General features: G+C 65.1%; 12 protein-coding genes. 10 read left to right on the top strand and 2 right to left on the bottom strand.

Annotated features, from left to right (window positions below; genetic code table 11):
• From ASD64_RS15575 to ASD64_RS15565, 3 genes are read left to right on the top strand one after another with little or no spacing between them, the layout of a single operon-like run.
• On the top strand, positions 1 to 633 hold the full coding sequence (locus ASD64_RS15575; RefSeq protein ID WP_056106675.1) for a precorrin-8X methylmutase: 633 nt from the start codon (positions 1 to 3) through the stop codon (positions 631 to 633).
• Entirely contained in the window at positions 630 to 1,394 is a 765-nt protein-coding gene (locus ASD64_RS15570) for a precorrin-2 C(20)-methyltransferase (protein WP_156460180.1), read from the top strand. Before ASD64_RS15575 ends, ASD64_RS15570 begins: the two co-directional genes overlap by 4 nt.
• Positions 1,391 to 2,152, top strand: a complete 762-nt coding sequence (locus tag ASD64_RS15565; RefSeq protein WP_056106671.1) for a precorrin-3B C(17)-methyltransferase — start codon at positions 1,391 to 1,393, stop codon at positions 2,150 to 2,152. The genes ASD64_RS15570 and ASD64_RS15565 overlap by 4 nt, the downstream gene beginning before the upstream one ends.
• Here ASD64_RS15565 and ASD64_RS15560 read toward each other — a convergent pair.
• A complete protein-coding gene (locus tag ASD64_RS15560; protein ID WP_056106669.1) occupies positions 2,119 to 2,886 on the bottom strand; it encodes a cobalt-precorrin-6A reductase in 768 nt (255 codons plus the stop codon). The genes ASD64_RS15565 and ASD64_RS15560 overlap by 34 nt on opposite strands.
• Position 2,887: 1 nt before the next feature.
• On the opposite strand from ASD64_RS15560, the gene ASD64_RS15555 reads away from it, so the two are divergent.
• From ASD64_RS15555 to cobT, 7 genes are read left to right on the top strand one after another with little or no spacing between them, the layout of a single operon-like run.
• A complete protein-coding gene (locus ASD64_RS15555; RefSeq protein ID WP_056106667.1) occupies positions 2,888 to 4,126 on the top strand; it encodes a bifunctional cobalt-precorrin-7 (C(5))-methyltransferase/cobalt-precorrin-6B (C(15))-methyltransferase in 1,239 nt (412 codons plus the stop codon).
• Positions 4,123 to 4,509, top strand: coding sequence for a cobalamin biosynthesis protein (locus ASD64_RS15550; RefSeq protein WP_056106665.1), 387 nt, complete (start codon positions 4,123 to 4,125; stop codon positions 4,507 to 4,509). The genes ASD64_RS15555 and ASD64_RS15550 overlap by 4 nt, the downstream gene beginning before the upstream one ends.
• Positions 4,506 to 5,270 carry a precorrin-4 C(11)-methyltransferase gene (gene cobM, locus ASD64_RS15545; protein WP_056106663.1) on the top strand — a complete coding sequence of 255 codons (765 nt, stop codon included), beginning with the start codon at positions 4,506 to 4,508 and terminating at the stop codon, positions 5,268 to 5,270. Before ASD64_RS15550 ends, cobM begins: the two co-directional genes overlap by 4 nt.
• Complete coding sequence (gene cobA, locus ASD64_RS15540; RefSeq protein ID WP_056106661.1) at positions 5,267 to 6,082, top strand: uroporphyrinogen-III C-methyltransferase; 816 nt, start codon at positions 5,267 to 5,269, stop codon at positions 6,080 to 6,082. The genes cobM and cobA overlap by 4 nt, the downstream gene beginning before the upstream one ends.
• Positions 6,079 to 7,395: a cobyrinate a,c-diamide synthase gene (locus ASD64_RS15535; RefSeq protein ID WP_056106660.1), complete on the top strand. Its 1,317-nt coding sequence runs from the start codon at positions 6,079 to 6,081 to the stop codon at positions 7,393 to 7,395. Before cobA ends, ASD64_RS15535 begins: the two co-directional genes overlap by 4 nt.
• A gap of 4 nt (positions 7,396 to 7,399) precedes the next feature.
• The gene (gene cobS, locus ASD64_RS15530; RefSeq protein ID WP_056106658.1) at positions 7,400 to 8,158 is read left to right on the top strand and encodes an adenosylcobinamide-GDP ribazoletransferase; all 759 of its coding nucleotides are present in this window, start codon (positions 7,400 to 7,402) and stop codon (positions 8,156 to 8,158) included.
• Between the two features lie 24 nt (positions 8,159 to 8,182).
• Positions 8,183 to 9,193, top strand: coding sequence for a nicotinate-nucleotide--dimethylbenzimidazole phosphoribosyltransferase (gene cobT, locus ASD64_RS15525; RefSeq protein ID WP_056106656.1), 1,011 nt, complete (start codon positions 8,183 to 8,185; stop codon positions 9,191 to 9,193).
• A gap of 19 nt (positions 9,194 to 9,212) precedes the next feature.
• Here the strand turns inward: cobT and ASD64_RS15520 are convergent, their stop codons facing one another.
• The gene (locus ASD64_RS15520; RefSeq protein WP_056106654.1) at positions 9,213 to 9,761 is read right to left on the bottom strand and encodes a DUF2478 domain-containing protein; all 549 of its coding nucleotides are present in this window, start codon (positions 9,759 to 9,761) and stop codon (positions 9,213 to 9,215) included.
• Between the last annotated feature and the right edge of the window lie 921 nt (positions 9,762 to 10,682).

Genomic DNA, 10,682 nt, shown 5'->3' with positions numbered 1-10,682 from the left:
ATGCCCGCTTATGACTACATCCACGACGGCACGGCGATCTACGAGCGCTCGTTCGCCATCATTCGCGCTGAGGCGGACCTTTCGCGCTTCACCGAAGCTGAAGCCGATGTCGCGATCCGCATGATCCACGCTTGCGGTCAGGTCGAAGCCGCCGGGAGCTTTGTCTTCTCCACCGATTTCGTAGCCGCCGCCCGCGCCGCCCTGCGAGCCGGCGCACCGATCTTCTGTGACGCCCAGATGGTGGTCCACGGCGTCACCCGTGCCCGCCTGCCAGCCGGCAACGAGGTAATCTGCACGTTGCGCGACCCGCGCACCGCCACCCGCGCCGCCGAAATCGGCAATACCCGCTCCGCCGCCGCCCTCGACCTGTGGGACGATCGCATGACGGGCAGCATCGTCGCCATCGGTAACGCGCCGACGGCACTGTTCTATCTGCTGGAAAAGCTACGCGACGGCGCGCCGAAACCAGCGGCAATCATCGGCATGCCGGTCGGCTTCGTCGGTGCAGCCGAATCCAAGGACGCGCTTGCGGAAAATTCCTACGGCGTACCCTACGCTATCGTGCGCGGCAGGCTTGGCGGCAGCGCCATGACCGCCGCTGCCCTCAACGCATTGGCGAGGCCAGGCCTGTGACCCAGACCACGCTCGGCAGATTGATCGGCGTCGGCACCGGCCCCGGCGATCCCGAACTGATGACACTGAAGGCGGTTCGCGCCTTGGCCGAGGCGGACGTGGTGGTGCACTTCGCCAAACGCAACGCAACCGGCAATGCCCGCACCATCGTCGAAGGCCACATGAAGCCCGGCGTCATCGAGTTGCCCCTCTACTATCCGGTCACCGTCGAGATCGACAAGGATCACCCCGACTACAAAGCCCAGATCCTCGCCTTCTACGAACAATCGGCCGGCGCCGTGGCGCAACACCTTTCCGCCGGCCGCACCGTGGCCGTGCTTTCGGAGGGCGATCCGCTGTTCTACGGGTCCTACATGCACCTGCACGTCAGGCTCGCGCATCGCTTTCCCACCGAAGTCATACCAGGCGTCACCGCCATGTCCGGCTGCTGGTCCACGACCGGCCAGCCCATCGTACAGGGCGACGATGTGTTGACCGTGCTTCCCGGCACCATGAAAGAGGCCGAACTCACCCGCCGCCTCAACGATACCGACGCCGCCGTCATCATGAAGGTCGGCCGCAATCTGCCAAAGATCCGCCGCGCGCTGACGGCTGCCGGCAAGCTGGAAAAGGCAATCTATGTCGAGCGCGGCACTATGGCCAACGGCGCATCGATGCGGCTTGCCGACAAGGCCGACGACAAGGCGCCCTACTTCAGCATCATTCTCGTCGCCGGCTGGGCGGGCCGGCCTGGCGAACTCGCTTCTGGAGTGATCCTTTGACAGGCCGTCTCACCGTCATCGGCCTCGGGCCGGGCAATGAACATCAGGTGACGCCGGAGGCAAGTCAGGCCGTTGCCGATGCCGCGTTCTTTTTCGGCTACAAGCCCTACCTCGACCGTCTCGAACTCAGGAACGATCAGGTGCGCGTCGCCTCCGACAACCGCGAGGAATTGGCGCGGGCCACGGAAGCGTTGGAAAAGGCGGTGGCAGGCCATAGCGTCGCTATCGTTTCAGGTGGCGATCCGGGTGTCTTCGCCATGGCCGCCGCCGTCTGCGAAGCCATCGAGGCCGGCCCCGCCGAATGGCGCGATATCGACATTGCCATCGTACCCGGCGTCACTGCGATGCTGGCCGTCGCTGCCCGCATCGGCGCGCCGCTCGGCCATGATTTCTGCGCCATATCGCTGTCCGACAATTTGAAGCCGTGGGACCTGATCGAACTTCGCCTGCTGGCGGCAGCGGGCGCCGGCTTCGTCATCGCGCTCTATAACCCGATCAGCAAGGCCCGCCCCTGGCAACTCGGCCTCGCTTTCGAATGCCTCACCGCAGTACTTCCCGGCACGACCCCCGTCATCTTCGGTCGAGCCGCCGGTCGACCAGACGAGCGCATAAACGTTTGCCTGCTCGCCGATGCTTCCCCAGAAATGGCCGACATGGCGACCTGCATCATCGTTGGCTCTCCCGAAACGCGCATCATCAAGCGCGGCGAGCAGCCCGCCCTTGTCTACACCCCGCGTTCCGCCACCGGCCCAAGATGATGCGCGATCATCCGCAGAAGCTCGTCCACAGTTGCGGCACTCGGCGCTTGCGGCAGCATGGGCCGGCGGATCATGATCACTTCGATGTCCAGCGCCCGTGCTGCCGCGATCTTGCCGTAGGTCGCAGCGCCACCGCTGTTCTTCGACACCACCGCGTCAATGCCATGCGCGGCCAGCAGGGCCTTTTCATCGGCTTCGGCGAATGGCCCACGCGCCAAAATATAAGCCGCCTCCGGCACACCGAGCGGCGGCTCGACCGGATCGACACTACGGATGAGATAGTCATGCTGCGGCGCGGCCTCGAATGCCGCAACCTCCTGCCGGCCAAGCGCGAGGAAAACACGGCGCCGTGCCTTGCCCAGTGCGGCAACCGCATCCGCCACCGTATCGACAATGGTCCATCTGTCGCCTTCGCCCGGATCCCAGCCGGGGCGTCGCAGCGCAAGGAACTGCGTGCCGGTGCTTTTCGCCGCAGTGGCTGCATTGGCGGAAATGCGCGCAGCATAGGGATGCGTCACATCAATCAGCAAATCGATTCTCTGCTCGCTGAGGTAACGCGCCAGTCCCTCAGCCCCGCCGAAACCACCAACACGCGTCGGCACCGGCTGGGAAACGGGATTTTCCGTACGCCCGGCAAGCGACAGCGTGACCTCGGCGTCGCTGCGCACCATGAGCCTGCCGGCAAGTTGCCGCGCTTCGGTCGTGCCGCCAAGGATCAGGATACGGTAGGTCATCATGCCTGCTGAGCAAACGCCGCTTGCCGCCCGCAACGCATGGCTCACCGTCGTCGGTATCGGCGAAGATGGTGTAGCGGGTCTGGGCGACGAGGCCAAGCGCACCATAGGAGCTGCCGAGTTCGTCTTCGGCGGCAAGCGCCACCTCGAACTCGCCCACTCCCTTGTCAGGGGAAAAGCCCGTCCCTGGCCCACGCCCTTCGACGCTGGCATGGCCGAAGTCGTCGCCCTCGCTGGCCGCACTGTCTGCGTGCTCGCCTCTGGCGATCCCTTCCTTTACGGCGTCGGCGTGACGCTGGCCAAAAAGCTGCCCATCGCAGAAATGCGCATCATCCCGGCGCCATCTTCCTTCTCGCTGGCTGCGTCCCGGCTCGGCTGGGCCCTGCAGGATGTCGAGACTGTTTCGCTGCATGGCCGCCCGCTGGATCTTGTGCGGCCCTTGCTGCACCATGGTACGCGCATCCTTGCCCTCACCTCCGATGCGGAATCTCCTGCCGCCATTGCCGGGCTGCTCACGGATATCGGCTTCGGGCCGAGCCGATTGACCGTGCTGGAGGCGCTCGGCGGTCCGAACGAGGCCGCGCGCACCGCCCGCGCAAACACCTTCGACATCGAAAACATCAATCCGCTCAATATTTTGGCAATCGAGGTTGAATCAAGTTCACAGGCGCGCGTCCTGCCTTTGTCGGTTGGGCTGGCCGACGACCTGTTCGAGCATGACGGCCAGATCACCAAGCGCGAGGTCCGCGCGCTTACCCTTTCCGCCCTAGCCCCCCGGCGCGGCGAATTGCTGTGGGACATCGGCGCCGGCTCCGGCTCCATCGGCATTGAATGGATGTTGTCGCACCCGTCGCTGCGCGCGATTGCCATCGAGGCAGACGCCGAACGTGGCGCTCGTATCCGACGCAACGCCGCCGCCTTCGGCGTACCCGGCCTCTCCGTGGTCCAGGGCACTGCGCCGCAAGTTCTGACCGGGCTCGAAACGCCAGACGCCATCTTCATCGGCGGCGGCGGCAGCGATCCAGGTGTGCTTGACGCTGCCGTGAGCGCCCTGCTTCCCTGCGGACGGCTTGTCGCCAATGCCGTGACGCTCGAAATGGAGGCGCTGCTCATTGCCCGCCATGCCGCGCTCGGTGGCGATCTCACCCGCATTGCCGTTTCGCGCGCTGCCCCCATCGGCTCGATGCAAGGTTGGCGCGCAGCCATGCCGATCACCCACTGGAACTGGGTGAAGCCATGATTGTTGCCGGTATAGGCTGCCGAAAGGGCGTCAGCACTGAGCAGATCCTGGCCGCCGTCGAAGCTGCCTTGCAATCGCATGGATTGTCGTCGGCCTCGTTGTCCGGCCTGGCCACCGCCAAGCTGAAGGCGCATGAAGATGCGATCTTCTCTGCCGGACATGAATTGCGCCTGCCCGTTTTCCTTGTCGATGGACCCGCCTTGCAGATCGTTTCGCTACGCGGCCTTACACGGTCGGGGCGCTCGCTGGCCGCTGCGGGCACGCCATCAGTGTCCGAAACGGCAGCTCTTGCCGCCGCCGGCCACCGCGCCCGCCTCTTGGGACCACGCACCGTGCTTGGCCCTGTCACCTGCGCCATCGCCGTTGCCGGAGACACCAAATGACCGTCCATTTCATTGGCGCAGGCCCCGGCGCTGCCGACCTCATCACCGTGCGTGGCGCAAGGCTGCTTGGCTCCTGCCCCGTCTGCCTCTATGCCGGCTCCATCCTCGCGCCCGAACTCCTCGACCACTGCACGCCCGGCACGAAGCTGATCGACACCGCCCCCATGTCGCTGGACGAGATCGAGGCCGCCTATCTCGCTGCCCACCAGGCGGGCCACGATGTCGCCCGGCTACATTCCGGCGACCTTTCGGTGTGGAGCGCCGTCGCCGAGCAGATCCGCCGGCTACAACGGCATGGCATCTCCTATACGCTTACCCCCGGCGTGCCTTCTTTTGCCGCCGCCGCCGCCTCCCTTGGTCGCGAACTCACCATTCCAGAGATCGCCCAAAGCCTTGTTCTCACCCGCGTGTCGGGCCGAGCATCCAAGATGCCGCCCGGCGAGACGCTAGCCGGATTCGGCCGCACCGGCGCGACGCTTGCCATCCACCTTGCAATCCACTCCCTCGACCGTGTGGTTGTTGAACTCACCCCGCTCTACGGTGCGGACTGCCCGGTCGCTATCGTCTTTCGCGCCTCCTGGCCGGATGAGCGTATCGTCACCGGCACATTGGCCACCATCGAAGCTCAGTTAAAGGCCGACCCCATTGAGCGCACGGCGATCATCTTCGTCGGCCACTCGCTGGCCGCGACCGACTTCACCGAAAGCTCCCTCTATGACGCTTACTACCAACGGCGCTTTCGCGGGCGGGACGGACTATGAGCGATAATAAAAACGGCAGCGCCAACACGGCGATCGAGCAGGCGCTGAACCGCCTGGACGTCAAGCTGCGCGTCCTTGAGCCCGGTCATGTCTGGCTGGCAGGAGCCGGGCCGGGCGATCCCGGCCTGTTGACCCTCGATGTCGTGAGCGCGCTCGGTCAGGCCGACGCATTGGTGCATGACGCGCTGGTGTCGCCCGAAATCATCGCCGTGGCCGAGCAGGCGGAAAAATTCTTTGTCGGCAAGCGCGGCGGCCGTCTGTCCATCCCGCAAAAAGACATCAACACGCTGCTTGTCGGCCTTGCGCGGCAAGGCCGCAAGGTGGTGCGACTCAAAGGCGGCCATCCTTATGTGTTCGGGCGCGGCGGCGAGGAAGTGCAGGCGCTGGTTGAAAGCGCCATCCCCTACCGCGTGCTGCCCGGCGTCACCTCCGCCTTCGGCGGTCTGACCTCGGCTGGTATCCCCGCCACCATGCGGGGCATCAACGGCGCCATCATTCTGGCCACCGGCTTCGCCGCCGTTTCCGACGATCGTCCCGACTGGACAGCCCTTGCCCGCACCGGCCAGCCCATCGTCATCTATATGGGACTGACGCATATGGCCGCGACGGTCGCGGACCTGTTTGCCGGCGGCCTGTCACCCGACACACCAGCAGCGCTGATCGAAAACGCCACCTTGCCGCAAGAGCGCACCGTCGTCGCCACGCTAGGCACGCTTGTCGAAGCGGCGAACCGCGAAAACGTCGTCTCCCCCGCGCTGATCGTGGTGGGCGGCATCGTTGCGCTGCGCGCCAAGCTGGCCGGTGCGTCATGAGCGCTCGCGCCATCATCATCGGCGCACCGCGCTCCGGCTCGGGCAAGACCAGCGTCACCATCGGCATCCTGCGGGCGCTGGCCCGGCGCGGCATCCGCGTGCGAGGAGCCAAGTCAGGCCCTGATTATATCGACCCCGGCTTCCACGAAGCCGCCACCGGCCTTTCCGGCGTCAATCTCGACAGTTGGGCGATGGCTCCGGCCCTTCTCAACGCGCTTGCCGGCGAAGCCGCTGAAAATGCCGATTTCATCGTGCTCGAAAGCGCCATGGGCTTGTTCGACGGCATCCCCGGCACGCCCGGCCGCTCCGGCGCGGCGTCCGACCTCGCCGCCTTGTACGGCATTCCCACACTCCTCGTCCTCGACGTCTCCGGTCAATCGACCACTGTTGCCGCCGTCGCCAAGGGTTTTGCCGCCTACCGGCCCGATGTGCGCATCGCCGGCGTCGTCCTCAACCGCCTGGGCAGCGAACGCCACCGCAAGCTTTGCACCGAGGCCGTCGAAGCGCTTGGCCTGCCGGTGGTCGGTGCCATCATGCGCGACCCGACGCTGACCATGCCCGAGCGGCATCTGGGACTTGTACAGGCCGGTGAGCACGATGACCTGATCGCCTTCATCGACCGCATGGCCGACATGGTCGAACGCTCGCTCGACCTCGACGCCGTCATGCAGCTGGCCGCACCGCTCCTGCCGTCAGCCGGCGATTTTACCTGCGCCCTGCCGCCGCCCGGACAACGCATCGCTTTGGCGCAGGACAACGCCTTCACCTTCATCTACCCGCACGTCGCGAACCATTGGCGCAAAGCCGGTGCCGAACTCGTGCCCTTCTCGCCGCTGGCCGATGAAGCGCCCGATCCGAGCTGCAATGTCTGCTGGCTACCCGGCGGCTATCCCGAATTGCATGCCGGCAAGCTTGCCGCAGCCGCGAATTTCCGTCGCGGCATGGTTGAGTTCGCGCGCGCAAAGCCAGTGCATGGCGAGTGCGGCGGCTTCATGGTGCTGGGAAAGGCGTTGCAGGACGCCGGCGGCACCATCCACCGCATGCTTGGCCTGCTTGGCCACACCACCAGCTTTGCCAAGCGCAAAATGCATCTCGGCTATCGTCAGGCCCGCCTTCTGTCCGACTGCTCGCTTGGCCCCCAAGGCACGGTCGTGCGCGGTCACGAATTCCATTACGCGCAGACCATCAATGAGGGCAACGATCAGCCATTGACCGACCTTGCCGATGGTCAGGGCGCGCCGCTCGGACCGTCCGGTTACAGGCGCGGATCGGTCAGCGGCACCTTCTTCCACGCCATTGCGAGAGGTGACTGACCGCATGCCCTCTCTCCGCCAGATGTTCGACGACGCTGCGCTTTGCCTCGTCTTCTTCACCCGCTTGCCTTTGCCCGCCTTCGATTTCCGGGGCCGTACGCTTGCCGCGGCGATCTGGGCCGCACCGGTCGCGGGCTTGGCCGTCGCACTCCTGGCCACACTCATTTATGCCATCGCGACCACGCTCGGTCTTTCGTCCGCCACGGCGGCGGCGCTCACCCTCGCCGCAACGATGCTCGCCACCGGATGCCTGCATGAAGACGGTCTTTCGGACGTCGCCGATGGCTTCGGCGGCGGCAAGTCGCGCGAAAGAAAGCTGGAAATCATGCGTGACAGCCGCATCGGCGCCTATGGCGCATCCGCACTCGCGCTGTCGATACTGATCCGCTGGACCGCCTTGAACGAACTTGCCAGCCCCGCAGGCGTGTTTGCCGCGCTTGTTGCGTCGCACATGGCTTCACGCGGCCTGCTGGGCGCCTTCATGCACGCACTGCCGCCCGCCCGCAGCGACGGCCTGTCGGCCGGCGCCGGCACAGTTTCAAGCGAAACGGCCATCGTCGGCGCAGCCATCGGCATCGCTGCCCTTTTGCTGCTGGGTCCAGCCAGTGCCGTCAGCGCGGCCATCCTGCTTGCCGTGATTTTCGTTGGCCTGCGCGCGCTTTGCCTGCGCCAAATCGGTGGCCACACAGGCGATACGATCGGCGCGCTGCAACAGTTCGCCGAGATCGCCGTGCTTCTCGTCGCTTCCGTCGTTCTTTCCTGATTCTTTTTCGGAGATTTTTCTGCCATGCCCTTCAAATCGCTCGATGACCTGCGTTCGGCTTGCATCAACCTGCCAGCCGGCAGCGACGCCGCAGCGGCCGCGGTTGCCCGCAGGCAGGACACGCTGACCAAGCCGCAAGGCAGCCTCGGCCGGCTGGAATCCATCGCCGCATGGCTGGCCCGTTGGCAAAGCCGCGACATGCCGAAGCTTGACCGGGTCAAGGTCTTCGTCTTCGCCGGCAACCATGGCGTCACCGCGCAAGGCGTCTCCGCCTTCCCCTCGGAAGTGACCGTGCAGATGGTGGCGAATTTCGCCGGCGGCGGCGCGGCCATCAACCAGCTTGCCCGCGTCGCAGGCGCCGACCTTGCGGTCATCCCGCTCGACCTCGACCATCCGGCCAGTGACTTCACGCAAGAGGCGGCAATGGACGAGGCCGCATTCCTCACTGCCGTCTCGGCCGGCTACGACGCCGTCACGAAGGATCTCGACCTCGTCTGCTTCGGCGAAATGGGCATCGGTAACACCACGCCCGCTGCTGCCATTTCCGCGGCCCTGTTTGGCGGCGGGGCCGAGAAATGGACCGGGCGCGGCACCGGCGTCGACGATTCAGGCCTGGCGCGCAAGATCAAGGCCATCGATGCTGGCCTCGCCCGCCACGCCGAAACACTGTCCGATCCGCTCAAGATTGCTGCAAATCTGGGCGGGCGCGAGCTTGCTGCCATCCTCGGCGCCACGCTCGCTGCCCGCCATCACGGCATTCCTGTCCTGCTGGACGGCTTCGTCTGCACGGCTGCTGCGGCCCCTTTGGCCAGCCTACACCCGACCGGCCTTGCCCACACACTGGCCGCCCACGTTTCAGCCGAAGCCGGCCACCGCAATCTGCTCGAAGCCCTCAGCCTGCAGCCATTGCTCGACCTCGGCATGCGGCTTGGCGAAGGCTCAGGCGCTTGTCTTGCCGTCAACATCGTGCGTTCGGCGCTGGAATGCCATGCGCGCATGGCAAGCTTTGCCGAAGCGGGTGTCTCGGAGAAATAGGCTGCCGGCGATGTCAGCGTCAGGAGTGCGCCACGGCCTGTATCGATGAACTTTGCGGAGAACAGTGCAAGACACCGCTCAGCCATTGCTCCAGCAAGGCCCGCTCTGGGCGAATGAACACGGCATCCGGTGCAAACCTTTGCCAGGCATAGAGGTGTTTCGGCGCGACCGAGGTCAGGATCGGCTTGCCCTGCGCGATGGCGCTCACGAACGCCTCGAACAAGCCGCTGCCGACCGCCTCGACCTTACCGAACTTGCTCAGCACGACGACGTCGCTTGCCGCGATCTGGTTGGACAGACTTGCGCATGCATCCACGATGCCGTTCTCGTCAAGGTGGCACGACGTATGGGCGGGCGGATCCTTGAGATACATGGCAAAGCGCGCGCCGGTCTCGATATTACGCAAGAAGCCGGCGCTGCACGTGCGATCCGCAATGCGATCCGATTCGGCCAGGGCGCCGCAGACCTTCAGCCCGCTGGCGCGCCAATCAGTCGCCGCTCGCTCCAGCAGTTCCTCAATGACGGCGCCTTCGGCACCTGCGATCGCTGCGATTGCATTTCCCATCATCGATCAAACCTGCTTCGTCTGCTCGGCTACTGTGATCCCGACACAGCCAAGGATCAAGGCTTCATAACCATGACAAACCGCCGCGCGGTCTAGCCTAACCGCTACGTCGATTGAAGGCGCTTTTACGGCAACTGGAAGGAACGGCACCAGCCGCCATCCAAAACCCTGCAAAAACAAGGGAGTGGAACTATCCGTCGATTCTGTTTCTGTTGTTTCGACCCACGCCTGAGCGCGCCTCATTCGCAGCACGGATGAGTTCGGAGATGTTTCGACCCACGCCTCCGTGCGAGAGGCGACAGGCACAGGCACCCCGTTGGCGTCCTTGAAGCGGTTTCGACCCACGCCCCCGTGCGAGAGGCGACTCAATGGCGGTGAGCGCTTCGAAAGCTTCTTTCGTTTCGACCCACGCCTCCGTGCGAGAGGCGACCGGTCGCGCTAAGCGCTCCTGATTCGTCATTGATCGTTTCGATCCACGCCTCCGTGCGAGAGGCGACCTGCTTGGCCGACGCGGCATCGATCGCTGGATTGTTTCGATCCACGCCTCCGTGCGAGAGGCGACGAACATCTTCGGGCAGATCGCGATGGCGTACGTAGTTTCGACCCACGCCTCCGTGCGAGAGGCGACAGATCGAGGATCGCGACGACCTGGAGGAACTGAGTTTCGACCCACGCCTCCGTGCGAGAGGCGACGGCACGGCGCTCGACATGGCGGCGGCTGGCCAAGTTTCGACCCACGCCTCCGTGCGAGAGGCGACGGCTGGGACCCTTCATAGCGTTGGTCATTACCCCGTTTCGACCCACGCCTCCGTGCGAGAGGCGACGATGTTGGTTTCCACGCGGAACTGAGCCGGTTAGGCGCATAATTTCCATTGAGAATTGAGCCATGTGAACCTTCCCCCAACGCGGTGAGTGGCGGGGGCA

Origin of the sequence: Mesorhizobium sp. Root157, from assembly GCF_001427385.1 — a bacterium.
In the GTDB taxonomy this organism is placed as follows: Bacteria; Pseudomonadota; Alphaproteobacteria; order Rhizobiales; family Rhizobiaceae; genus Mesorhizobium.
The sequence above is the reverse complement of the archived record's forward strand: the minus strand, read 5'-3'. Positions and strand labels throughout refer to the sequence as shown.